19 protein-coding genes are annotated in these 26,277 nt (G+C 37.7%); 16 read left to right on the forward strand and 3 right to left on the reverse strand.

Annotation, left to right across the window (positions count from 1 at the left end):
- Window positions 1-206: 206 nt before the first annotated feature.
- The 4 genes from pcrA (at window position 207) to ADH81_RS02575 (ending at window position 4,754) form a co-directional block, all read left to right on the forward strand.
- Window positions 207-2,495 carry a DNA helicase PcrA gene (pcrA, locus tag ADH81_RS02560; protein WP_049526284.1) on the forward strand — a complete coding sequence of 763 codons (2,289 nt, stop codon included), beginning with the start codon at window positions 207-209 and terminating at the stop codon, window positions 2,493-2,495.
- Window positions 2,496-2,811: 316 nt separating this feature from the next.
- A complete protein-coding gene (locus tag ADH81_RS02565; RefSeq protein ID WP_049526286.1) occupies window positions 2,812-3,072 on the forward strand; it encodes a SemiSWEET family transporter in 261 nt (86 codons plus the stop codon).
- 105 nt (window positions 3,073-3,177) lie between these two features.
- Window positions 3,178-3,879, forward strand: a complete 702-nt coding sequence (locus tag ADH81_RS02570) for a response regulator transcription factor (protein WP_049526288.1) — start codon at window positions 3,178-3,180, stop codon at window positions 3,877-3,879.
- Entirely contained in the window at window positions 3,876-4,754 is an 879-nt protein-coding gene (locus ADH81_RS02575) for a sensor histidine kinase (protein WP_049526289.1), read from the forward strand. Before ADH81_RS02570 ends, ADH81_RS02575 begins: the two co-directional genes overlap by 4 nt.
- A gap of 39 nt (window positions 4,755-4,793) precedes the next feature.
- On the opposite strand, the gene ADH81_RS02580 is transcribed toward ADH81_RS02575, so the two are convergent.
- The 3 genes from ADH81_RS02580 to ADH81_RS02590 all read right to left on the reverse strand — a co-directional run bounded on the left by ADH81_RS02580 (window position 4,794) and on the right by ADH81_RS02590 (window position 7,445).
- A complete protein-coding gene (locus tag ADH81_RS02580; RefSeq protein WP_049526291.1) occupies window positions 4,794-5,552 on the reverse strand; it encodes an ABC transporter permease in 759 nt (252 codons plus the stop codon).
- Window positions 5,553-5,562: 10 nt separating this feature from the next.
- Complete coding sequence (locus ADH81_RS02585; protein ID WP_049526292.1) at window positions 5,563-6,471, reverse strand: ATP-binding cassette domain-containing protein; 909 nt, start codon at window positions 6,469-6,471, stop codon at window positions 5,563-5,565.
- Between the two features lie 164 nt (window positions 6,472-6,635).
- Window positions 6,636-7,445, reverse strand: coding sequence for a Cof-type HAD-IIB family hydrolase (locus ADH81_RS02590; RefSeq protein WP_049526295.1), 810 nt, complete (start codon window positions 7,443-7,445; stop codon window positions 6,636-6,638).
- Window positions 7,446-7,624: 179 nt separating this feature from the next.
- Here ADH81_RS02590 and ADH81_RS02595 point away from each other — a divergent pair, with 179 nt between their 5' ends.
- From ADH81_RS02595 to ADH81_RS02655, 12 genes are all read left to right on the forward strand, one after another.
- Window positions 7,625-8,290: a CPBP family intramembrane glutamic endopeptidase gene (locus ADH81_RS02595; RefSeq protein ID WP_049526297.1), complete on the forward strand. Its 666-nt coding sequence runs from the start codon at window positions 7,625-7,627 to the stop codon at window positions 8,288-8,290.
- 137 nt (window positions 8,291-8,427) lie between these two features.
- Window positions 8,428-11,679: an ATP-dependent nuclease subunit B gene (gene rexB, locus ADH81_RS02600; protein ID WP_049526357.1), complete on the forward strand. Its 3,252-nt coding sequence runs from the start codon at window positions 8,428-8,430 to the stop codon at window positions 11,677-11,679.
- Complete coding sequence (addA, locus tag ADH81_RS02605; RefSeq protein ID WP_049526298.1) at window positions 11,676-15,323, forward strand: helicase-exonuclease AddAB subunit AddA; 3,648 nt, start codon at window positions 11,676-11,678, stop codon at window positions 15,321-15,323. Before rexB ends, addA begins: the two co-directional genes overlap by 4 nt.
- A gap of 16 nt (window positions 15,324-15,339) precedes the next feature.
- Entirely contained in the window at window positions 15,340-16,518 is a 1,179-nt protein-coding gene (locus ADH81_RS02610; protein ID WP_049526300.1) for a hypothetical protein, read from the forward strand.
- Between the two features lie 127 nt (window positions 16,519-16,645).
- Complete coding sequence (locus tag ADH81_RS02615; protein WP_049526302.1) at window positions 16,646-17,143, forward strand: YkgJ family cysteine cluster protein; 498 nt, start codon at window positions 16,646-16,648, stop codon at window positions 17,141-17,143.
- A gap of 207 nt (window positions 17,144-17,350) precedes the next feature.
- Window positions 17,351-19,189 (forward strand): peptidase, encoded by a 1,839-nt coding sequence (locus ADH81_RS02620; RefSeq protein ID WP_049526304.1) that lies wholly within the window; start codon window positions 17,351-17,353, stop codon window positions 19,187-19,189.
- Between the two features lie 275 nt (window positions 19,190-19,464).
- Window positions 19,465-20,514, forward strand: coding sequence for a bifunctional glycosyltransferase family 2/GtrA family protein (locus ADH81_RS02625; protein ID WP_152904372.1), 1,050 nt, complete (start codon window positions 19,465-19,467; stop codon window positions 20,512-20,514).
- Entirely contained in the window at window positions 20,511-21,422 is a 912-nt protein-coding gene (locus ADH81_RS02630) for a phosphodiester glycosidase family protein (RefSeq protein WP_049526308.1), read from the forward strand. Before ADH81_RS02625 ends, ADH81_RS02630 begins: the two co-directional genes overlap by 4 nt.
- Window positions 21,403-21,849 (forward strand): hypothetical protein, encoded by a 447-nt coding sequence (locus ADH81_RS02635; protein WP_049526358.1) that lies wholly within the window; start codon window positions 21,403-21,405, stop codon window positions 21,847-21,849. The genes ADH81_RS02630 and ADH81_RS02635 overlap by 20 nt, the downstream gene beginning before the upstream one ends.
- Window positions 21,850-22,063: 214 nt before the next feature.
- Window positions 22,064-24,076 carry a glucosaminidase domain-containing protein gene (locus ADH81_RS02640; protein WP_049526310.1) on the forward strand — a complete coding sequence of 671 codons (2,013 nt, stop codon included), beginning with the start codon at window positions 22,064-22,066 and terminating at the stop codon, window positions 24,074-24,076.
- Window positions 24,077-24,651: 575 nt separating this feature from the next.
- The gene (gene ylqF / locus ADH81_RS02650; RefSeq protein WP_049526313.1) at window positions 24,652-25,503 is read left to right on the forward strand and encodes a ribosome biogenesis GTPase YlqF; all 852 of its coding nucleotides are present in this window, start codon (window positions 24,652-24,654) and stop codon (window positions 25,501-25,503) included.
- The gene (locus tag ADH81_RS02655; RefSeq protein WP_049526315.1) at window positions 25,490-26,272 is read left to right on the forward strand and encodes a ribonuclease HII; all 783 of its coding nucleotides are present in this window, start codon (window positions 25,490-25,492) and stop codon (window positions 26,270-26,272) included. Before ylqF ends, ADH81_RS02655 begins: the two co-directional genes overlap by 14 nt.
- Window positions 26,273-26,277: the final 5 nt, after the last annotated feature.

The following is a 26,277-nucleotide window of genomic DNA, read 5'->3' on the forward strand; positions in this document are numbered from 1 at the left end:
TGTAAAAGCTGATGAAATCAGCGTAGTAGAGCCCACTCAACCACTGCGTCTTGCTCGACAATCAAAAGAGAATTGAGAGGCTAGGACTTTTGTCCCAGCCTCTTCTTGTCTTGCCAACTAAAATAATCAGAAGAGTTCTAAGAAAAGTTATTTTCAAACTTTTTTGATATAATAGAAACATTGACTTGAAGAATAAGGAAGAGAAAATGAACGAATTATTAAAGGGGATGAATGACCGTCAATCCGAGGCCGTTCAAACCACAGAAGGACCCTTGCTGATCATGGCGGGGGCGGGTTCTGGTAAGACTCGTGTTTTAACCCACCGTATTGCCTACTTAATTGATGAAAAGATGGTCAATCCATGGAATATCTTAGCGATTACCTTTACCAATAAGGCTGCACGTGAAATGAAGGAGCGTGCTTATGGACTCAATCCAGCTACTCAGGATTGTTTGATTGCGACCTTCCACTCTATGTGCGTGCGTATCCTACGACGCGATGCGGACCACATTGGCTATAATCGCAATTTCACGATTGTGGATCCTGGAGAACAGCGAACGCTCATGAAACGCATTCTCAAGCAGTTGAACTTGGATCCTAAAAAATGGAATGAACGCACTATTTTGGGAACCATCTCCAATGCTAAGAATGATCTGATTGACGATGTTGCTTATGCTGCCCAGGCAGGAGATATGTACACGCAAATTGTAGCTAAGTGTTATACGGCCTATCAGAAAGAACTTCGTCAGTCAGAGTCGGTGGACTTTGATGACTTGATTATGTTGACTCTGCGTCTCTTTGATCAAAATCCCGATGTTTTGACTTATTACCAACAGAAGTTCCAGTATATCCACGTTGATGAGTATCAAGATACTAACCACGCCCAGTATCAACTCGTTAAACTCTTGGCTTCTCGTTTCCAAAATATCTGCGTAGTAGGGGATGCTGACCAGTCTATCTACGGTTGGCGTGGTGCTGATATGCAGAATATCTTGGATTTTGAGAAGGATTATCCTCAAGCCAAGGTTGTTTTATTGGAGGAAAATTACCGCTCAACCAAGACCATCCTCCAAGCTGCTAATGACGTTATCAAAAACAATAAAAATCGTCGTCCTAAGAATCTCTGGACTCAAAATACTGATGGGGAACAGATTGTCTACTATCGTGCTAATGATGAACAAGACGAGGCTGTCTTTGTAGCCAAAACCATCGATGAACTTGGTCGAAGCCAAAACTTCCTCCACAAGGACTTTGCAGTTCTTTACCGTACCAATGCCCAATCTCGTACTATTGAAGAAGCTTTGCTTAAGTCTAATATTCCTTATACTATGGTCGGTGGAACTAAGTTCTATAGCCGTAAGGAAATCCGTGATATTATCGCTTATCTGAATCTCATTGCCAATTTGAGTGATAATATTAGTTTTGAGCGGATTATCAATGAACCAAAACGTGGCATTGGACCAGGAACAGTAGAGAAAATCCGTGACTTTGCCAACCTACAAAATATGTCGATGCTTGATGCTTCAGCTAACATCATGTTATCAGGAATTAAAGGTAAGGCAGCCCAGTCTATCTGGGATTTTGCCAATATGATTCTTGATTTGCGGGAGCAACTGGACCAATTAAGCATTACTGAGTTAGTAGAAGCAGTCTTGGAAAAGACAGGCTACGTGGATATTCTCAATGCCCAAGCGACTTTGGAAAGCAAGGCTCGGGTTGAAAATATCGAGGAGTTCCTTTCTGTCACCAAGAATTTCGATGATAATCCAGATAATCAAGAAGAAGAAACTGGACTGGATAAACTCAGTCGATTCCTCAATGACTTGGCCTTGATTGCAGATACAGACTCTGGCAGTCAGGAAACATCAGAAGTAACCTTGATGACGCTCCATGCTGCCAAGGGACTGGAGTTTCCAGTTGTATTCCTGATTGGGATGGAAGAAAATGTCTTTCCACTTAGTCGTGCAGCAGAAGACATGGATGAATTGGAAGAAGAACGCCGTCTAGCCTATGTCGGTATCACGCGCGCAGAGAAAATTCTCTATTTGACTAATGCTAACTCACGCTTGCTGTTTGGTCGAACGAACTATAATCGCCCAACACGCTTTATCAATGAGATTAGTTCAGATTTGCTAACTTATCAAGGTTTGGCGCGTCCAGCTAATAGTAGCTTCAAAGCATATTATAGCAGTGGTGGTGTCGCCTTTGGTCAAGGCATGAGCCTAGCTCAAGCTCTACAAGATCGCAAACGCAACGCAGCACCAAGATCAATTGAATCAAAAGGACTACCTTTTGGACAATTTGCTACTGGATCAAAATCAACTTCAAGTGAAACCAGCTGGTCTATTGGTGATATTGCCCTTCATAAGAAGTGGGGCGAAGGAACTGTTCTAGAAGTTTCAGGAAGTGGATCTACTCAGGAATTGAAAATCAATTTCCCAGAAGTTGGCCTTAAAAAACTTTTAGCCAGTGTAGCACCGATTGAGAAGAAGTAAGTTTTCTAAACGAATAAGAGTGAGGTTGGGACAAAAGATTCCGACCTCACTTTTTATTAGCAATCAAACTTTGACGCGGTAGCTGATTGAACCTTTTGTTCGTCTTTTAGACTCCAAAAAGCTCCTAATATCATCCTCGCGGGGCTGGGACTACGAAATCGAGACATTGTCTATCGATTTCTGTCCCACCGCCATTTTTACGAATTCTCTTATCACAATCTTGTGATAATTTACAAGTTTTTAACAAATAGCTTTTTAAACTTCATTATTTTTAAAAAAAGTGTATAATGGAAATTGTTTTTGAAAGGAGAAGAAAATGTCTGAAAAACAAATGAAAACACTGGGTTGGATTGCAACCTTTATGTCTGTAATGATGTATGTCTCTTATATTCCACAAATTATGAACAATCTTGCGGGTCAAAAAGGGAATTTTATCCAACCGGCAGTAGCTGCACTTAACTGCAGTCTTTGGGTTTACTACGGTCTCTTTAAAAAAGAACGAGATATCCCTTTGGCAGCAGCTAATGCACCTGGTATCGTTTTTGGACTTATCACCGCTTTGACAGCTTTATTCTAAAACATAAAGTAAACTCTTCTTCGTATCTAGTTATGAGGGAGAGTTTTTCTTTATCCGAAATTCCTAAAAAAACATGATATAATACTATTAGAAAGGTTGGTGTTTATGGCTAGAATACTTATCATTGAAGATAATAATGAGATTCAAGAAATTTTGAAAACTCTTCTTTCTGAGGAACATGAGGTGATTCAAGCTTTTTCTGGTACCGAAGGGATGATTCGATTTGAGCAAGGTGGCATTGATCTAATCTTGCTAGATATTATGCTTCCGGGAAAAAATGGTGATCAGGTTTTAAAAACTATTAGACAAGCTAGTTCAGTACCTGTCATTATGCTAACTGCCCTAAGCGATAAAAAGCTCATCAGCCAATATCTCTTAGATGGCGCTAATGATTATATCGTAAAGCCTTTTGATTTGGATGAAGTTTTTGCCAGGGTTACGGTTCAATTACGTCAAAATAGTGACAAGAAACCAGCTGAAATCGAACATCCAGACAAGTTGATTCAACAGTTAAAAAATATTCAATTTGATGCAGATAGTTTTGAAATCAAAAATTGCCAGGAAACTATTCGCCTAGCTAAGAAAGAATGCTTGATTTTCCAAACCTTGTTGGGACATCCTAAGAAAATTTTCACGAAAGAAGAACTCTATGAATTAGTCTGGGAGGATACTTATTTACCAGGCGACAATACTCTCAACACTCATTTAAGTAATCTCCGTAAAAAATTAGGCCAACTGGATCCAGAGCAAGAGTATATTGAAACTATCTGGGGAGTTGGTGTTCGGTTAAAAGGAGATGAGCAATGATCTATATTTTACTTTCTTTGCTATTGCTGGTTATTATCCTATTGACGATAGGGTTGATTCGCTATCATCTAGCACTCGTAAACTTGAGCCAACAAGTTGAAGACAAGATTCATACTGGAAGTATGAAGAGAATCGGAGTGTCAACTTTCTCCAAGGATTTTTTACATCTTTACCAGCAAATCAATCATCTCTTTCAAGAAGTTGAGCAGTCACGTTTGATTATGAAGCGTGAGAAGCAGACTTTAGACATGGCTATTAGCAATATTGCCCATGATATTCGGACGCCTTTAACGATTGCGTCGGGTTATACTCAGCAATTGCTTAAAACAGAAAATCCTGAGTCTGTGAGCTTGAAAAAAATTGCTCATCATCTCAATCAAGTTTCAAAACGGCTAGAGGCTCTTTTGGATTATCGTCGGTTAATGGAAGGAGCAGTTCAACCTGACTTATCTGAGTTAGAAGTTTCGACATTTATGACGCAAAAATTACTGACCTATTATGATTCTTTTCAGACGGCAAAGATTGACCTTGATTTGCAAGTAGAACCTGGTTTGTATTTACTGACAGATTCAGATTTATTAGAGCGTTTGTTACAAAATCTTATTGGCAATGTTCTAAAACATGGTAAGGATGAAGCGAGATTTTCTTTGAAGGAAGTGGATAATCACATTTGTTTGGAAATTTCAAATCTGGTCAAACAACCCATTCGTAAAATTGAAAATCTCAGTCAACGATTTTACTCTGAAAACCTCTCAGATACTGAAGAATCATCAGGTTTAGGTCTTTATATCACAGAAGAATTATCCCATCTACTTGGTGCAGAACTACAACTAAGTACTGATGGTGCTTGGTTTACAGTTAAGATACTCTTTTAAAACAAGCAACCTCCTCTGTTTGAACAGAGGAGGTCATTTTTATAAGCTTTTCTTTTTGAAAACAGCAAGTCCACTAATGGTAAAGAATAGAATAATAGTTACTGTAACGACAATGGTGTATAGAACAGCTTGACTATAGGCAGTCATGGCATAGGCAACATTTAAGGATAAATAGCGTAAAATCTCAACATCTGGAAAGATAAGCATCGGCGTTGAAAGTAAGATAGAACTGATTAAATAGCCAATGAAAACAGCCAGATAAGAATGAGTCACATAGAGAATGAAGGAAATAATGGATAGCCAAGCAAGAAGGCAGAGAAATTGAAGACCAATCGTTAGAAGGAGATTGCCAATAAATCCTTCTGGCATCGTTCCAACTCCGTTTAGGATAGTTGCTGGTACGAAAGCAATAACTAGGCTAACAAGAATTTGCATTAGAGCGATACTGGCTAATACAACAGATTTGGCTAGAAAGAATTCTGTACGAGAAACCCCTACTGTCAAACTGTTTTTATAGAGTTTTCCGATAAGGTCAACTCCCAGAACGAGGCAAGCAAGGATAATACAGAGAAAAACAAGGTTTGAACCTTGACTAGATGCGTTAATCAGGGCTTGCACACCATTCCAACCTTGGGTTGGAATTTCTGATTCTGGGGGCGTTGTATTAACTGACATTAGATGTCCTGTAGCCCCAATAGTAGCTCCCATTAACATGAGTGCAAAGAGAACAATCTCTGTAATCCAAAAACCTTTGGAACGGAAAAGACGGTAAAAGTCTGCTTGAATTGTATGAATCATGATCTTCCTCCTATTTTACTAATTGTGTGAAGTATTCTTCAAGATTTTGACGAGCATAGTAAATCTCATCAACAGCGACATCTGCTAGAGTAAGTTCTTTGAGAATTCGTTTGACATCTTGTTCATGACTAAAAATATGAATCTCATTATCTGAATTAACAACTTTAAATTCAAGTTTCACTTTGTCTTTTAAGATTTGACTAGCTTTTTCTTTTTCACTTGTTTTCAGAACAATATAGTCTTCATTGAGTGTCTCAAATTCGGCCTTACTGATTTCTCGAATGATTTTTCCTTGGTCCAGAATTCCAAAGCGATTGGCAACAAGATAAAGTTCTGACAAGATATGACTAGAGATGAGAATGGTCATTCCTTTCTCTTGATTCAGACGTTGAATCATTTGACGAAACTCTTTGATACCGATTGGGTCGAGACCATTGATGGGTTCATCAAGGATGAGAAAGTCTGGTTTTGATAGAAGAGCAATAGCAATGCCTAGACGTTGTTTCATCCCAAGAGAGAAATCTCGAAAAACTTTTCTACCTGTATCTGTTAACCCTACATACTTTAACGTTTCCTGAATGACTTGATCAGCATTTGGGATATGTCGAATAGTACAATAATATTTAAGATTTTTATAGGCCGTTAAATGATTATGAGCTACTGGAGATTCAATGACTGAACCTACTCGAGATAGTGCTTTTGTGCATTCCTTATAACCTTGACTGGAAAAGAGGGAAATGGTTCCATGATCAGCAGATAATAATTGAGTAATAATTTTAATCAGAGTGGTTTTACCAGCACCATTCTTTCCGATAAGTCCATAGATATCTCCTTCTTTCACTGAGAGATTAAGATCTTGTAGAATGGGTTGTTTGCCAAATTGTTTGGACAAGCCATGGATTTCGAGGACTGTTTTCATAGTTTTCTCCTTTAACCTTTAAGATGTTTTATTTTTATAATTCTAGTATAAAGCATAGATATCAAAGAATCGTCAAGCATTTCTAAAGTGTTTCTAAAGTTTTTAAGTTTCTAAAAAATAAAAAGCCCAATTGGCTAGAAATACTAGTTGACTGGGCTTATTTTCTACAAAATATATTTCTCAATAGCGCGTGCAACACCGTCTTCTTCATTGCTGACAGTTACGGCATCCGCGAGAGATTTGACATAGTCGCTAGCATTTCCCATGGCAATCCCAAGACCAGCAAACTCTAGCATCTCAATGTCGTTATTGGCATCACCCATTGCCATGATTTCAGAAGGTTGGATATCCAAAATCTCAGCCAAACGAGAAAGTGCAGAAGCCTTAGTTGTACCGAGTGGCATTGCTTCATAGATAACTGGTTGTGAACGAACTCCGCTAAATCTCTGACAAAGTTCATCAGCAAATCGTTGTTCAAAATCATCTGTTTGTTCTTTTGTACCTAAGAACATACCCTGGAACATGCGATATTTACCACTGGTAGCTTCCTCTAGTGAAATTTCAGTCAGGTCAGAAAAGACGAGTGTCGCATCGTATTTTACGATAGGATTTGGTTCGCCTCCGAGAACGAAGTAGTGTTCCTCGTCAAAGAGAGTCAATTGAACCTCACTTTTTTCTGCAAGTTCATTCAGGTATTCAATGTCTGATTTGCTAAGTTCTCTCCAGTCAACAAGGCCCCAATCACTAGTTTGGTGGGTAGAACAACCATTGTTGACAATAACGTATTCATTCTGCAAATCTAGTCCTAGTTTCTTGTAGTAGGGAAGAACCCCAAAGAGAGGACGACCAGTACAGAGAACCAGTTTGACGCCTTTGTCTATAGCCTTATGAATGGCATCAATATGAGCCTGAGGAATTTCCTTGGCTTCGTTGAGCAGAGTTCCATCCATATCAAGAGCAAGTAATTTAATCATAGTAGTTCCTTTTCACGTATTTTGTCTATATTATAGCATATTTTGGATGAAATAAGGATTACTATGTCAATTTAGGACGTTTCAATTACAATTCATGATTTGAAGAAGCTTTTTGGCAAATATATGCTATACTAAACTCGCAACATACTGATAGTGGATAAAAAAGCAGAGGGTTTATCATGAAAAGAAAAACAGTACAGATCTTACTAGCCTTATTGGTAATCATTTATAGGAAGACTTGGTTTTGGTGGATTTTTAATCATTTTGCAGGTAGGCTTGTACCTGCTAGTAGAGAATTTTTTCAAATTCTTGCTTTTTTAGAGTTTAGCGTTACTTTTCTAGCTATTCTTTATTTACTAGTATTCGAAGGTAGGAAAATTCTTGAGTTGAAGTGGAAATGGAGATATCTAGTTTATTTGCTTCTTGCTTATGTAGTCAGTTATCTTTCAGATATTGTGTTTTCTTTTTTTACCCCAGCAACGTCCAATCAAATCGCTTTAAATGAATTGATTGAGATGACAGGGAGACAAGAGTTACTATATTTTTTGCTTATTACTTGTCTGCTAGGACCAATTTCAGAAGAATTGGTTTACCGAGGAGTTCTTATGAATACATTTTTAAAAGATTCACCTTGGTATGGAGATGTTTTGCTATCAGCCTGTGTCTTTGGCTATGTGCATGTCAGCTCAGGTTTAACACCACTCGCCTTTTTCACCTATGCAAGTGGAGGAGCAATTTGTGCATTCCTCTACCGAAAAACTCATTCTCTCTATTATCCCATTTTGCTCCATATCTTGATTAACATGACTGCATTTTGGGATTTATGGATGCTTGTATTTTCATGAAGTTAGTGCTTATCGATCAATGCCGGAAATTTCTGGCATTTTACTTTTTATCAGTAGTTTAAGAACTTTCTATTTATAGGATTAGCAGTCAAAAAATGGTATAATGAAAGGTAATGAAAAAATCAAACGAGGCAGAGATGAAACTACTTTATACCGATATTCGGACTTCTTTGACAGAAATCCTGACCAAGGAGGCTCAAGGACTGGTTGCCCAAGGCAAACGAGTCTTTTACATAGCTCCTAACTCTCTTTCTTTTGAAAAGGAACGTGCCGTGCTGGAGTGCTTGAGTCAGCAGGCTTCTTTTGCGATCACAGTCACGCGCTTTGCTCAGATGGCTCGTTATCTGGTTTTAAACGATATACCCGCGAAGTCAAGTCTCGATGATATTGGTCTGGGTATGGTTTTTTATAAATGTTTGTCTGAGATAGACGCTAAGGATTTGCGTGTTTACGGGGCTATTAAGCAAGATCCGCAATTCATCCAACAACTGATTGAGATTTATCATGAAATGACAACTGCGAAGATGAGCTTTTTGGATTTAGAAAGTCTATCTGATGCTGATAAACGTTCTGATTTACTCTTGATTTTTGAAAAGGTAACAGCTTATCTGAATCAAGGTCAAGTTTCGCAAGGGAGTCCATTAACCTATCTGATCAATGCTATCGAAGAAAACAAGGTAAGTAGTGATTTTAGCCAGATTGCCTTAGTTATTGATGGTTTTACTCGTTTCTCTTCAGAAGAAGAACACCTAGTGGATTTGTTGCACCGTAAGGGTGTTGAGATTGTCATTGGTGTGTATGCGACTAAAAAGGCTTATACAAGTCTGTTTACTGAAGGGAATCTCTATCAAGCCAGTGTTGAGTTTTTGAGATATTTGGCCTTTAAATATCAGACCAAGGCAGAGAATGCATGTCAAGAACATGAAAATCTTGATGCCTTTGCCAAAGCCTCAAAATTACTGGAAAGTGCTTATGATTATTCCGAAATTGATTTAGACGTGAATGACGAAGATAGAAAGGACTTGCAAATCTGGTCTTGTCTGACACAAAAAGAAGAGTTGGAGTTAGTTGCTCGAAGTATTCGTCAGAAATTGCACCAAGAGCCAAAACTTAGCTACAAGAATTTTCGTATCTTACTCGGAGATGTAGAGTCTTATAAACTGTCTCTGCAGACAATATTTAATCAGTATCAGATTCCATTTTATCTTGGGAAGAGTGAGTCCATGGCTCATCATCCTTTGACTCAATTTGTAGAATCTGTGGGACGTCTCAAACGATACAATTTCCGTCAAGAAGATTTGATTAATCTCTTACGCACTGGCTTGTATACTGACCTTAACCAAGAGGAAATTGACGCCTTTGAACAATATCTTCGTTATCTAGGTATTGATGGTCTTTCTAGTTTTAAACAAGAATTTACAAAAAATCATCATGGGAAATTTGATTTAGAAAAATTAAATAAGCTTCGTGTTCGTGTTCTAAATCCACTAGAAACTTTATTATCTAGTCGTAAGCAAAAAGCTGAAAATATTCTTGCAAAATGGAACAACTTTTTGAAGGAAGCTCATTTGACCAAGCAGTTACAAACCTTATCTGCAACGATGGAAGTAGCAGAGCAAGAAAGGCAAGAGGAGGTCTGGAAGGCCTTTTGCCATGTAATGGAGCAATTTGCAACCGTGTTTGAAGGTTCCCAGGTCACTTTAGATGATTTCTTGGCACTTCTTCATTCAGGTATGAGCTTGTCCAATTATCGTACAATCCCAGCAACAGTAGATACTGTCCTGGTTCAAAGTTATGATTTGATTGCACCTTTGACATCTGATTACATCTATGCACTTGGCTTAACTCAAGATCACTTGCCAAAAATTGCTCAAAACACCAGTTTGTTGAGCGATGAAGAAAGAGAAGTGCTAAACCAAGCAACTCAAGAAGGTTCTCAATTACTGATTGCAAGTCAAGAAAACCTTAAGAAGAACCGCTATACCATGCTTTCTTTGGTCAACTCTGCTAGGAAGCAATTGATCTTATCGGCACCAAGTTTACTCAATGAAAATGAGAGTAAAGAGTCAGTTTATCTGAAAGAATTGCAGGACTTTGGTTTTAGCAAGATTGAAAAGAGAATTGACCGAAAAAATCTATCGAAAGATGACATTGGTTCTTATCACAGCCTTTTGTCTAGTCTGGTTGCCTATCATCAGCAAGGTGAGAGTGAGATAAGCGACCAAGACTTAACTTTTGTAAAAGTTCTGGCTCGTGTGATGGGGAAAAAGTTGGAAGACAAAGGTTTGGAAAATCCTGTCCTACCGACAAGTCCGAAAAGCAAGGCTTTAGCTAATGATACACTGGAAGCTTTATATCCGCAGGAACAAGATTTCTATCTATCTACTTCTGGACTAACGGAGTTTTACCGTAATGAATACAGTTATTACCTTCGTTATGTATTAGGTTTGCAGGAAGAATTGCGTTTGCGTCCTGATGCACGAAGTCATGGTAACTTCTTGCATCGTATCTTTGAACGAGCTATGAAACTTCCGAGTAACGAATCTTTTGATCGTCGTTTAGAACAAGCTATCTCTGAAACCAGTCAAGAACGTGAGTTTCAAGCTATTTATCAGGAAAGTTTGGAGGCTCAATTTACTAAGGAAGTTCTTTTGGATGTAGCACGCGCTACTGGACATATTCTTCGACATAATGAGGATGTTGAAACGATTCAGGAAGAAGCTGTCTTTGGTGGCAAGGACCAAGCCTTTATTCAGCTAGATAATGGTCGTAATGTCTATGTTCGTGGGAAGGTTGACCGAATTGACCGTCTAAAATCAGATGGAGCTATCGGTGTTGTAGATTATAAGTCTTCTTTGACTCAGTTCAAGTTTCCTCTCTTTTATAACGGTCTTAATTCGCAATTACCGACTTATCTTGCTGCACTTAAAAAAGAAGGGAATAGAGACTTCTTTGGTGCCATGTATTTAGAGATGACTGAACCGATTCAATCTCTACAAGCCAATAAAACTCTTTCAAAGGCTGTAGCAGAAGCGAATAAGAGCATGAAGTATCAAGGACTCTTTCTTGAGAAAGAGATAAAAAACCTTGGAGAGTTTTACAATAAAAACAAGACTTATCAGTTGTCTGATGAGGAATTCCAGTTATTGTTGGATTATAATGCCCTTCTCTACAAAAAAGCGGCAGAGAAGATTTTATCTGGTGAATTTGCGATCAACCCTTATACAGAAAACGGTAGAAGCATTGCACCCTATGTTCAACAATATCAAGCTATTACAGGTTTCGAAGCCAATTACCATCTAGGTCAGGCGAGATTTTTAGAGAAAGTTGCCAAGAGCAATTCCAAGGAAGCTTGGTTTAATAAAATCAGAGAGGAGTTGGAGCGATGAAATTTTTAACCCAAGAAGAGATTGCAGCCTTGCAAGTAGCAGAAGCTCAGTCTAACAAGAAACCAAAGAAAACAGCTGAACAAATTCAAGCTATTTATAGCTCTGGTCAAAATATTTTGGTTTCAGCTTCAGCTGGTTCGGGAAAAACTTTTGTCATGGCTGAACGAATTCTTGACCAACTAGCGCGTGGTGTTGAGATTCGCCAACTCTTTATCTCAACCTTTACAGTCAAGGCAGCTACCGAGTTAAAAGAACGCTTGGAAAAGAAAATCAGCCAACAAATCCAAGAGACACAAGATTTGGAACTAAAAAAACACCTTGGTAGACAATTAGCTGATTTACCCAATGCTGCGATTGGGACCATGGACTCTTTTACCCAGAAATTTCTGACCAAGCATGGTTATCTCCTTGACCTCTCTCCAAATTTTCGCATTCTTCAGAATGAAAGTGAGCAGCTTCTCTTAAAAAATGAGGTTTTTCGACAAGTTTTTGAACATCACTACCAAGGCAAAGAACAAGGCAAGTTTAGTCAGCTAGTCAAAAACTTTGCAGGTAGAAGCAAGGATGCGCGTGGTTTGCGTAAACAGGTCTATATGATTTATGACTTTTTGCAATCCACTAGCAATCCTCATGCTTGGCTAGAAAATTCCTTTCTAAAAGGCTTTGAAAAGGCTGATTTTACGGTTGCTAAAGAAACCCTTGCAGAGGATATAAAAGAAAGACTTTGGGATTTAGAAAGCTTTTTCCATTATCATTTGGATAATGATGCCAAGGAATTTAGCAAAGCAGCTTATTTAGAATCTGTACAACAAGTTCTTGATGAGATTGGTTCTTTAAGCCATGAATCTACTTTTGAGGAATATCTAGAAGTTTTAGACCAAGTTGTTAGTATCTCTAAGGATAAGGGAGGTCGTGCTCTTACAAATGCCAGTCGTAAGGCCGAACTGCAAGACTTGAAAGAAACCTACAACCAAGAGAGAAAAGCAAAATTTGAAAAGCTGATTGCACTCAATGATCAAATCACTTTATTGAAATTCCAAGAAGATTATCATCAAGAATCCTGGGACTTGGCAAAGATTTTCCAAGTCTTCATGAGTGATTTTGTTGATGCCTATCGACAACGTAAACGTGAAGAAAATGCCTTCGAATTTGCTGATATTAGCCACTATACCATTGAGATTTTAGAAAACTTCCCACAGGTTAGACAAGAGTATCAGGAACGCTTCCACGAAGTCATGGTCGATGAATATCAGGATACCAACCACATCCAGGAGAGAATGCTGGAACTCCTCTCAAACGGTCATAATCGTTTTATGGTAGGAGATATTAAGCAGTCTATTTATCGTTTTAGACAGGCCGACCCACAGATCTTCAACGAAAAATTTCATAGATTTGCTCAGGAAAGTGAAGAAGGTCAGTTAATTCTGCTTAAGGAAAATTTCCGTAGTAGTTCAGAAGTTCTAGATGCTACGAATGATGTCTTTAAGCATCTTATGGACGAGGAAGTTGGGGAAATTTCATACGATGGTATGCATCAACTTGTTTTTGGAAATACTGATATTCAATTAAATCCTGAAAACAAGGCAGAAGTTCTCTTGTACGATAAGGATGATGATAGCGATACTGATGATGAGGAGGAACTTGCAACCAACAAATTAACTGGTGAAATGCGCATGGTGCTTAAGGAGATAATTCGCCTTCATAATGATAAGGGTGTCTCTTTCAAGGATATGGCTCTCTTAACTGCTAGCAGAAGTCGCAATGACCAGGTCCTACTTGCCTTGTCTGAGTATGGTATTCCAGTTAAGACAGATGGCGCACAATCAAACTATTTGCAATCCCTAGAAGTCCAGGTTATGTTGGATACTCTTCGTGTCATCCACAACCCTCTTCAAGATTTCGCTTTAGTGGCTTTAATGAAGTCTCCAATGTTTAACTTTGACGAGGATGAATTAGCTCGTCTTGCTCTCCAAAAATCCGAGGATGAGGTTCAAGAAAACTTTTATGAGAAACTAGTTAATGCTCAGAAGAAAATTGGTCTTCAAAAGGATTTAATCAAAGCTGAATTACAAAAGAAACTAAACTTCTTCATGGAAACTGTCCAGGCTTGGCGTTTGTATTCTAAAACGCACTCACTTTATGATCTCATTTGGAAAATCTATAGCGACCGCTTTTACTATGACTATGTCGGTGCTTTGCCAAATGGTCAAGCTAGACAGGCAAATCTCTATGCCCTTGCTTTAAGAGCAGATCAGTTTGAAAAGAGTAATTTCAAGGGATTATCTCGCTTTATTGGAATGATTGACCAAGTCTTGGAAGCCCAGCATGATCTTGCTAATGTCGCTGTGGCACCACCTAAGGATGCTGTAGAACTTATGAGTATTCATAAAAGTAAGGGCCTTGAGTTTCCTTATGTCTTTATCCTTAACATTGATCAGCAATTCAACAAGCAAGATTCCATGTCTGAGGTCATCCTAAGTCGAAGAAATGGCCTTGGTCTCAAGTATGTTGCTAAAGTTGCTACAAATGCCAAAGAGGAATACGTTCCATCTACGATTAAATTATCTATCCCTAGCTTGACCTATACGCAAAACGAAGAAGAACTTCAGTTAGCAAGTTATTCTGAACTCATGCGTTTGCTTTATGTAGCCATGACACGTGCTGAGAAAAAATTATATTTAGTTGGAAAAGGTTCTCGTGAAAAGTTAGAAGCCAAAGAATATCCGACAAATGGGCAAGGTCTTTTGACTCGAGAAACTAGACTAGACGCTACTAATTTCCAAGATTGGATTTGGGCCATTTATCAAGCATTTTCTAAGGAGGATTTGCATTTCACTGTGCGCTTTGAAGGTGAAGAAGACCTAACCAAAGAAGCTATCGGAGAATTGGAAAATAAAAGCCAGCTCCAAGACCAATCCCAAGCAGATAATCGCCAGTCAGAAACCATCAAAGATGCGTTGGAAATGCTAAAAGAAGTGGAAGTGTATAACCAAATCCACCATGCAGCAATCAATCTTCCAAGTGTACAAACCCCAAGTCAGATTAAGAAGTTTTATGAACCAGTCATGGATATGGAAGGAGTCGTAGTTGCTGGTCAAAGTCAACTAAAAGAAAGTACGGTTCAATTCAAGCTTCCTGATTTCTCTAAAACTAAGAAAGTTACTGGTGCTGAGATTGGTAGTGCTACCCATGAACTCATGCAGAGAATTAATCTAGCTAAGAAACCCACTTTAGAGACTTTAACAGAGGCCTTGGAGCAAGTTCAAGTAAGTTCAGCTGTCAAATCCAAAATCAATCTAGGAAAAATTTTATCCTTCTTTGATACAGCTCTCGGTCAAGAAATTCTTGCAAATCAAGATAAACTCTATCGAGAACAACCTTTCTCAATGTTAAAAAGAGACGAGAAGAGCCAAGAAAACTTTGTTGTCCGTGGAATCTTAGATGGTTATCTCCTCTACGATGATAAGATTGCTCTCTTTGACTACAAGACAGACCGTTATGAGCATGCTAGTCAGCTTATTGAACGTTATCGTGGTCAATTAGAACTCTATGCAGAGGCTCTATCTCGTTCCTATCAGATAGAAACCGTTGAGAAATATTTGACTTTACTTGGTAAAGATATGGTAGAAGTCGTTAAACTTTAAAAAGAAAGGAGACATCATGTCCATTCCTGTTAGAAAAAACTTATATGATGCAGTTTTAGAGGCCTCTAAAGCTGATACTTGGGAACAAGCTACCAAAGAGTGGAGTGAAGTTTCCTTGATTTTTAATGGAATCGGTCGAAGCAATTGTGTCTGCGGTAATGCTATTAAGTATGCTTATGAACTTTTTAACGGAGTTACTGGCAAACGACTTTTTCCCATTGGGAGTGACTGTGTGCGTCATTTCCAAAGAATAAGCCTAGATCAACAGCTAGAAGAGGAGGAAAAACTTCTCAGAAAGCTTGAAAATCTAACCAGAAAGGCCCAGAAAAAAGAAGCCATTCGAGTTAATAAAACGGATTTTGATGAGCGACTAATCAACTGGCTATGGGAAAAGGGAGCTTTTAAGTCAAATCGAGGTAATCAATTTTCACCAGAAAAGGATTATCAACTCTTTTTGGAAGTTTTTCAAGGTGGAAGTTGGAGTAAGGCAGAGCCTTTGAAGAAAGCTCGTATGGAGGAAGTACTTGAAAAATTTATCAAACCCTTTCTACTTGGAAAATCTGACGATCAGCTCTATCTTGTTAAACTAGGAAAAGAAAAAATTGACTATGAGCAGGAACTTCGCATCAAGGCTGAAAAGGAGCGAAAGAAGCGAGACAAGATTGCTAAACAATATGCGGATAACCTGGTTCTAGCAATGGGACCAGCTGAACGTGCCTATCAGGATTACTTTGGACTGAGCGAAACACTGACTCTAGAGGAACGCCAGTGGGAAAAGATTCTCTTCGGTAAAAATCGGACAGAACGTTCTATAAAATCAAAACAGTACCAAAGAGAACTCGAAAAGGATCAACGCATTGCTAGTCAAGATCCTCTTGAAAGAAAACAAAAGCAAGTTTGGTTGGTTAACTCGTATTTTAAGGATATACCCGAAGAAAAAGCTCGTTTTTCTCGACTTCTAATCATGTATCGAAAAACCGGAGAAATTCCATTTTCAACTGACTACCTCTCTAACACTTTGTTTGACTTTTTCTACAAAATGAAGGCTTTTGAATTTGAAATAGCACCTGATCAGGTACGTGATTTTCTAAAGGAATGTTTAGATGCGGAGAATCTATCGTCCGCACAAAAATCTTGGATAGAAGGCATTTTAACCAACTGCATCAAACCTTTTTTAGAAAGAATGATAGTATAGCGGTAGTTTTCGTCCTGAATGGATAGACTCATTATTGTTAAAATTATGTCTCTAAATCATTTTACATATTTTTATTTATGTATAAAATAAAAATGTTTGTATCAACATTAAAAATTAGAAAGAAACTATGTCAAAAGAAATCGATATCGAATATTATCACCAACTAGCCTTGCAAAAACAAAAAGAGCATCGTAAGTTTTTAGGAAATCTAAAGAAGAAAGCTCCTAAAAATTTAGATAAAATTGCGCTTGAAATCCATCAAGAGGTTTTTGAAGAAATTGATTGTACAGCCTGCGCTAACTGCTGCAAGAGTCTTGGTCCAGACTTTAAAGAAGCAGATATCACACGTATTGCCAAGTATTTTAAAATGAAATTGCCAGCCTTTGAAGCTGAGTTTTTGCAGGTAGACGAGGATGGAGATAAGGTCTTCAAATCTATGCCCTGTCCATTTCTAGGAGGCGATAATCTCTGTTCCATCTACGATGTCCGTCCCAAGGCTTGTAGAGAATTTCCACATACTGACCGTAAGAAGATTTACCAAATCAATAATCTTACTATTAAAAATACCCTAACCTGTCCCGCGGCCTATCTCTTTGTTGAAAGATTGAGAGAGAAAATAGAATAGAGGAGTATTAATTCGATTTTTTATGTACTTTATGATGCAATATTTAACAATCTTTCTCCTTTTTTTAAAAAATATGTAACTTTCCTAAATTTATTAGATAAATGTTTGCGAATTAAGCGTTTACATTGTATACTATATGTGAACACATTATCAAACTATCGGATTTTGCTTATGCATTATCCCCTTTCATATAAGGAGAAAAAGTATATGAAAAAACTCACTAAATTTGGCATTATCACAATGTCTGTTTTTGCTCTAAACTTGGTTTCACAGTCAATAGTTCAAGCTGATGAAACTAATAGCGAACCAGCAAAAGCTTCAGTGACACTAGGTATTACTAATTCAAGTGATGCTGAGAACACGTCTTTAGGAGACAATAGGGTTGAAGCGGACACTACTAGTGATACTTCATCAAAATCAGACGCAGAGGATGCCAATACTTCCTCACTTAAAGCTGAAGAAATCTCAACTAATAGAGAAGCTACAACTGGCGGGAAAGAAGATTCAACCTGCTCTCCTGGGACTTCAACAGGCTCAGCCCCAGGCGCTAGTTGCGAACCAGATGGTAGCAATATCATTGACGAAGGCGGTTATGTCAATGTAGAAGGACTTCCAGCACATTTTAGTGAAGATGGTAAAAGTGTAGTCTATAATTACACTGTAGCCTTTAAAGGAATGCACTCAAGTGATAGAGGCCAAACAGTCCGTGATATTCGTGTTCGTATTCCTAAAATTGCAGGTGCGAAGGCCGATTTCACTTTGATTGGAACACGTGATGCTAATGAAAATCCAGTATCTGTTAATGTTCCAATGAAAGAAATTACTAGAGATGAGATTATTGCAGATCCTAATCCTGAATCTAATTTAAACTCAAATTCATCAGTTATTCCAACTGCGGAAGAACTAGCAACTGGAAAGAAACCAGCTATTGTTAATATGGAAGATGATGACTTAGGTGATGGAACTGTTAACGTATATGCTGTGAGTTCAAAAACACTTAGATCAATAGCTTTTCATATGTCAGTAACTGTACCTTTGGAAGAAGCTAAGAAGATTAAGTACTTACCAATTGATGCTAGATTTCAATGGAAATGTAGCCAAGAAGGTGGAATCAGCTCTTATGAAGAAGGTTGTCAACATTTAGAGGAATATTCTCTCTATCATCCGTATTATGCAAACAGTAACGGAGAAGTAACTTATGGCGCCCTAGGTAATCCAAGTTTAGTAGATGATACTTATGTTCAGAATGGCCATCTAATTAGATCAGTTTCAAACCAAAATACTCATATCACACCAAATAACGGTGACTGGAAAACTATTCCTCATGATGTTAATATTAATCCTGAGACCTTCTTTAATTATGTCAAAATTTTTCATTTGAAATACGGTCCTGTTAAATATTATGCTTCAGAATTTGAAGATATGGCTGACCAGGATGTTTCTACGCTTCATTATGGAGATGTAGTGGTGGATTATGTTATTAAGGGAACAAATCAATCTATTAAGAAAACTTATAAAGACACACCATTAACTTCTATTTATGGATCTGATGGAAAACTTGTGACCTATAATACTGGTGAGAACACAGATGAGCGTCCGTCTTCTATCACTGTAGATGGTCAAAAATACAATCTAGTTGGAATTTCTTCAACTTCTGCCCCAGAAACAGGTGAGCTAAAAGAAGGAACAACTCATGTTATCTATGAGTATGAGAAAGAACCAGCTCCAAAACCAAATCCAGAACCAGCTCCTAAACCAGATCCAGAACCAGCTCCAAAACCAGATCCAGAGCCAGCTCCAAAACCAGATCCAGAGCCAGCTCCAAAACCAAATCCAGAACCAGCTCCAAAACCAAATCCAGAACCAGCTCCTAAACCTATTCAACAAGATAAAGTTCAATCTTCTGAGCAAAAAGTAGCTCCTAAAAAAGATCAGTTACCAAATACAGGTACTTCTGATTCGCCATTAGCTATGAATCTTCTTGCTATTATAGCTGGAATCTTTGGTATTTCACTTTTCAAAATAAGTAAAAAATCAGAGAGTTAAGTAGATAGTTTTATAAAAAGCCATCCAAATTGGATGGCTTTTTAGTGTAGCCTGTAGCCAACTATTTTTCTATAGTAAATCTCCATACAAAATAGGCTTTAATTTTTTAGATTTTTGTATATTTATTTTTATCTGAAAATTCAAACTAAATTTCTTATTAAGTGATAAGTCCTTTTTAAAGCTTAAAGTTTTTTAAACTTTTTCTTAAAGAAAACTGATATAAGGTATTTTTAAGCGATGTTCTGTATAGTTATACCATCATCAAAGAAAGAGGTATCGATATGAACTACATAGTAATTCCAGCTTATCAACCAGATAATAAACTTATCAAACTCATCGAGAAAATTCACGAAAAGAGTGATTTTCATATCTTAGTCATAGACGACGGCAGTTCATCAGAGTGCCAAAAAATCTTTGATAAAGCAAAACAATTTGCTACTGTCATTCGTCACCAAGTGAACCAAGGTAAAGGGCAGGCTCTAAAAACAGCCTTTACTTATATCCAAGAACAAAACATTTATGGTACGGTTGTCACAGCAGATGCGGATGGACAGCACAAGGTATGGGATATTTTCCGCACGGCTAATAAAGCTTCCGAAAATCCAAACAAGCTAATCTTGGGTGTACGTGCCTTTTCTGGGAAAGTTCCCCTTCGCAGCCGTTTTGGTAACAGCTTAACCAAAGCTCTCTTTAAGCTTCAAACAGGAGTAGGAGTAACAGATACGCAGACAGGCCTTCGTGCTTTTACGACAAACTTGATTCCTTTTATGTTAAAAATAGAAGGCCAACGTTATGAATATGAAATGAATATGTTGCTCGAGGCAACAAAAGAATACGAGATTCTAGAAGTGCCTATTGAAACTGTCTATATCAACGATAATGAGGCTTCACACTTCCGCCCAATCCAAGACGGGCTCATGATTTATAAAAATATCTTTAAATTTGCCCTGTCATCTCTCAGTAGCTTTGTTGTAGACTATGTCGTTTACGCCCTAGCAATCTTGATTTTGCCGACAGTTCCGACGAGTCTACGAATCTTTCTAGCAAACGGAGTCGCTCGTGTGACTAGCTCTATTTTCAACTATTCTACAAATAAAAAACTAGTCTTTAAAAATGACGATAGCCTTGTGAAAACAGGGATGGGATACTTTGGTCTAGCAGTCGTCCTCTTTATCTTAGACACGCTACTGATTCGTCTCTTCTTTACAGTCTTTGGTATCAACCTTCTGATTGCTAAAGTTATCGTCGGCATCCTTCTCTTCGCTGTTTCTTGGACAGTTCAGAAGAAATTCATCTTTAAAGAAAGGACATCAACTGTATTATGAAATTTTTAAAGAAACGCTATGCTTACGCCTCAGTTCTTGGCCTACTCTTGACAGGATCCTTTAGTTACTCAATGCTAAAGACCTTTGTCCTCGCTGAAACTATCTCGACAGTTGCCACAACTAGTACAAGTTCCAATGCTGCAGCAGCAAGTCAAGCTGCTAAAACAGCTACTGTCACTGACTCTAGTTATAAAGATGACAATATTTCTGTCAATTTGTCTGAAACGACGGTCAATAATACCCAAGTCTACGTTGCTGATATTACGCTGAGCTCATCAGATTATCTGAAAACTGCCTTTGCTCAAAATGCTTATGGAACTAACGTAACTGCAAAAACCTCTGTAACAGCAGCTGACAACAATGCTATTTTAGCGGTAAATGGGGACTACTATGGTGCAAACTCTACAGGCTATGTTATCCGTAATGGAGTTGTTTATCGTGATACTGTTCGTGAAGATTCTAGTAATGGGGACTTAGCTATTTATAAAGACGGCTCTTTCAAGGTTATTTACGAAGATCAGATCTCAGCTGAGCAACTAGTAAATGACGGTGTCGTCAATCTCTTGGCTTTTGGACCAGCCTTGGTCGAAAATGGTGAGATTGCAGTTGATACCAATACAGAAGTAGGACAGGCCATGGCTTCAAATCCTCGTACAGCTATTGGTATTATTGATGAAAACCACTATATCATCGTGGTTTCAGATGGACGTACCTCTGAAAGTGAAGGTCTATCTCTTTATCAGCTAGCTGAGGTCATGAAATCTTATGGAGCAAAAACAGCCTACAACCTTGATGGTGGTGGATCATCTACACTTTACTTCAACGGTCAGGTTATCAATAAACCAACGACTGGTGGAAACAAAATTTCAGAAAGGGCGGTGAGTGACATTGTCTACATTGGTTACTAATTTTAGAAAAAAACGATTTAAAAAAACGGTCATTTCTTATACACTAATCACTATTTTCTTCTTTGCATTTTCTAGAATTTACGAAGCTTTTAGTTTTGGAGAAACTTCTGTTCATATGCACTATTTATTTGCAGTACCTCTTATTGGAGGAATTCTACTAGCAATCTTTCTCAAGGTTCTCCCTCATTTTTCTCGTATTAGTCTAAATCTATGGAATTCGGCAGTAGCGATTATTACAGCGGGTACACTTTTCCGCGGGATTGTCAATCTTTCAGGGCGTTCTACAACCTTGGATGCACCTTACTGGTATGTTGGGATCGGTTTTGCAATACTAGCGATCGTTACTATTTTCATCAATCCAAATCTTTGGAAGAATTCTGCTAAAGCAACTAAAACAAATCGCAAAGAAGTCTATGGTCAGGTATAATTTTATAAAAAAGTAGTCGTTCAGCTGATGTTCGACTACTTTTTATTAACTTTTATTTCTAAAATATTTTAATAATATTACAAGTTCTTTTCTTCTGAAAGATACTGCTTTTATATTTAACAGAATATTGTATAATATAGTGGATAAATACTGTTTTTTACACAATATATAGAAACGTCAAATACACTAATTAGGTATTTGTAAGGAGAAAAGAATGAAAAAAATATTGCTGGCAAGTACAGTTGCCCTTTCTATGGCGGGTTTTGCAAAAACGACCGTCTATGCCGAGGATTCTCAAGCTACCAATAATGTTCAATCATCAGAAAAGATTGCTACCAATACAGTAAGCAATGAGAAGAAAAATCAAAGCGAAGCTGAAAAAGCAGCTTCTCAAACTCCAGAAACCAAAGAACAACCTTCAAAAGAAACAGTAGTAGAGGTAGTTAACAAAGAAGGTTGGCAAAAAGAAAATAACCAATGGCGTTATTATGAGGATAATCAGCCAGTTTCAAATTGGAAAAAAATAGCTGGTGTTTGGTACTATTTTAATCAAGATGGCATCATGCTTAGTAATACTATCTTTAATGACTACCTATTGAATAATAGCGGTGCCTTGGCAGAATCTTCTTGGGTAAAAATTGACAACCAATGGTACTATGCCACTGAGGACGGGAAAGTTACTCGTAATAATTGGAAAAAGATAGCTGGTGTTTGGTATCGATTCGATGAAAATGGTATCATGATCAGCAATGCTGTTTACGATGATTATCTGTTCAAAGCAAGTGGTGCCATAGCTGAAAATAGCTGGGTAAAAATTGGTGATAAATGGTACTACGGTAATCAAGAAGGAAAAATCAATCGTGACAAGTGGGCAAAGATTGATGGCCTATGGTATCGATTTGATGAATCTGGTGTCATGCTAAGTGCTACTATTTATAAAGACTATCTTCTTAAGACTAGTGGAGCTATGGCGGAAAATGCCTGGGCAAAACTCGAAGATAAGTGGTATTATACTACAGCATCAGGAAAAATTATTCGCGACAAGTGGGAGAAAATCAGCGGTTCATGGTACTATTTTAATAAAGACGGTGTCATGTTAAGTAGCCAATGGAAAGAGAAATACTATCTAAAAGATAGTGGGGCCATGGCCAAAAGCGAATGGATTTTCGATGAAAAATACAAGAGCTGGTTCTATCTCAAATCAGACGGCACCTATGCCGAAAATCAATGGGTAGGTTCTTACTATCTCAAACCTTTTGGTTATATGGCCAAAAATGAATGGATTTTCGATAAGGACTACAATGCTTGGTATTATCTAAAAGAAGACGGAGCTTATGTAACTGGTAACTTCACCATTAACGGGAAAGACTATACGTTCCAAAGCAATGGAAAATGGATTTCTGATACAGCAGCATACTATAAAGTAAAACCAATTACAGCAAATGTATATAGCGCTTCTGGTGAGAAACTCAGCTATATTTCGCAAGGAAGTATTGTAGCGATTGATGGAGCAGAAGCCAAAGACGGTCGACTTCCAGTCAAAATTTCAGGTCTTTCAGGATATATGAACAAGAGTGATCTAGTAGCGGTCAGCTCTGATAGTGACTTTATTCCTCACTATGCCACTGATGGTAACTATCTCTACCACGAATTGTCACCATACGCAAGTATCCGTGTAGCACCTCATAGTTCATCAATGGCAATTGGCAAAAAATACTATTCAGCTGATGGTATGAACTTTGAAGACTTTACAGTTGAAAATCCTTTCTTATTTAGAGATTTAAGAAAACCAAGCAATTACACAGCTGAAGAATTAGATAAAGTCTATTCTCTTATGAATATCAAGGGAAGTCGTCTGGCAGGTAAGGGTGCAATCTTTAAAGAAGCTGAAGAACGCTATCAAATCAACGCTCTCTATCTAATCGCCCATAGCGCCCTTGAAAGTTCATGGGGACGTAGCCAAATCGCTAAGGATAAAAATAACTTCTTTGGTATCGCTGCTTATGATACAACACCATATGATTCAGCTAAAAGCTTTGACGATGTTGATAAGGGTATCTTAGGTGCAGCTAAGTGGATTCGCGAAAATTACATCGATAATGGGAGAACACACCTAGGAAATAAATCATCAGGTATGAATGTCCTTTATGCTTCAGATCCATACTGGGGAGAAAAAATTGCAAGCATCATGATGTCAATTAACAGCAAGCTTGGTGAAAAAGATTAAAATTCATTAAAATCGATAACGACTGTATAGTGGTTATCGATTTTGCTTATCAAGAAAAACTTGAAAAATGAACTTTATGAAGCAGAATTTTGAGAATACAAATAAAAGAGGAATTGATTTACGTGACTTAGGGATTGACGCATATGCTTATGATTATTCAATAATCTCAGACTTACTTGATAATCTCAAAGCCAATAATCAAATTATACTAAGTGGGGATTTTTTGCTACAAGAATGGCTAATAGACACATACTTATGAAAATTCGTATTAAGAGAAACAAGATCCAACTATTGATAGCAGTAAATCCATTTTCCAAACAGAAAAGTATATCAGCAACTATGTAAAAAATCATGGTGAACACTATTATTTTTCAATCGTTTTAGACAATGAGGAATTTCATTTGTGACTGATTTCCTTAGAAAACATTTTACAATCGACAATGAATCAAGCGTCAAATACGAGAAATCATGTTATAATAGAAGATAGTGATTTATTTTTAGAAAAAGGATATCTATTTAATTTTTTAATCTAGAAAAATAGATACAAATCCAATAAGAGAAAGGAATTTTACAGAATGGCAACTATTCAATGGTTTCCTGGACACATGTCTAAGGCGCGTCGTCAGGTTCAGGAAAATTTAAAATTTGTTGATTTTGTAACAGTTTTAGTCGATGCACGTTTGCCCTTGTCTAGTCAAAATCCGATGCTGACTAAAATCATCGGAGATAAACCAAGATTATTGATTTTGAACAAGGCAGACCTAGCAGACCCAGCATTAACAAAAGAGTGGCGTCAATACTTTGAATCACAAGGCATTCAAACACTGGCAATCAATTCTAAAGAGCAAATTACAGTTAAAGTCGTTACAGATGCTGCTAAGAAACTCATGGCAGATAAGATTGCTCGTCAAAAGGAACGTGGGATTCAAATTGAAACCTTGCGTACCATGATAATCGGTATTCCAAACGCTGGTAAATCGACGCTAATGAACCGTTTGGCTGGTAAGAAAATTGCTGTAGTTGGTAATAAACCAGGTGTTACAAAAGGTCAGCAATGGCTCAAAACAAATAAGGATCTTGAAATCTTGGATACTCCAGGGATTCTTTGGCCAAAATTCGAAGACGAAACCGTCGCCCTTAAACTTGCACTGACAGGAGCGATCAAAGATCAGTTACTTCCTATGGATGAGGTAACGATTTTCGGTCTCAATTACTTTAAAACGCATTATCCTGAAAAGCTTCAAGAACGTTTTAAACAAATGAATCTGGACGATGAGGCTCCTGAAATTATCATGGATATGACTCGTATCCTTGGTTTCCGTGATGATTATGATCGATTTTACAATCTCTTTGTCAAAGAGGTTCGTGATGGTAAACTGGGGAATTACACATTAGATACATTGGATGATCTCAATGGCAACGATTAAAGAAATAAAAGAAAAATTAACAACTATCATAGACTTAGATAGTTCAGTCTTTAAAGAATTAGAAAAAGATCCACGAGCTGGTGTACAAAAGGAAATTCAAAAGCGTAAAAAAGCCATCCAAGCAGAAATAGATGAAAATCTTCGCTTAGAAGGCATGCTTCGCTATGAAAAAGATCTGTATAGTAAAGGGACATTCCTAATTGCTGGTGTAGATGAAGTTGGACGTGGTCCTCTAGCTGGTCCAGTGGTGGCTGCAGCTGTCATTCTTCCCAAAAATTGTAAAATTAAAGGCTTGAATGACAGTAAAAAAATTCCAAAGAAAAAACATGAGGAGATTTTCCAAGCCGTTAAGGACAATGCTCTAGCAATTGGTATTGGCATTATGGACAATCAAGTCATTGATCAAGTCAATATCTATGAAGCAACTAAACTAGCTATGAAAGAAGCTATCTCTCAGCTTGACCCTCAACCAGAACATCTTTTGATTGATGCTATGAAGTTGGATTTGCCGATTTCTCAGACATCCATCATCAAAGGAGATGCGAATTCCCTATCCATTGCAGCAGCATCGATCATTGCTAAGGTTACCAGAGATAAAATCATGGCAAACTATGATCAAGAATTTCCAGGTTATGATTTTTCTCAAAATGCTGGTTATGGAACGGCTAAACATTTAGAAGGTTTAGAAAAGCACGGTGTTACACCCATTCATCGCACAAGCTTTGAACCGATTAAAACGATCGTTTCAGAAGCTGAAAAAGATAATTAAAGGAG

The organism is Streptococcus pseudopneumoniae, from assembly GCF_001072925.1.
Lineage (GTDB): Bacteria > Bacillota > Bacilli > Lactobacillales > Streptococcaceae > Streptococcus > Streptococcus pseudopneumoniae_Q.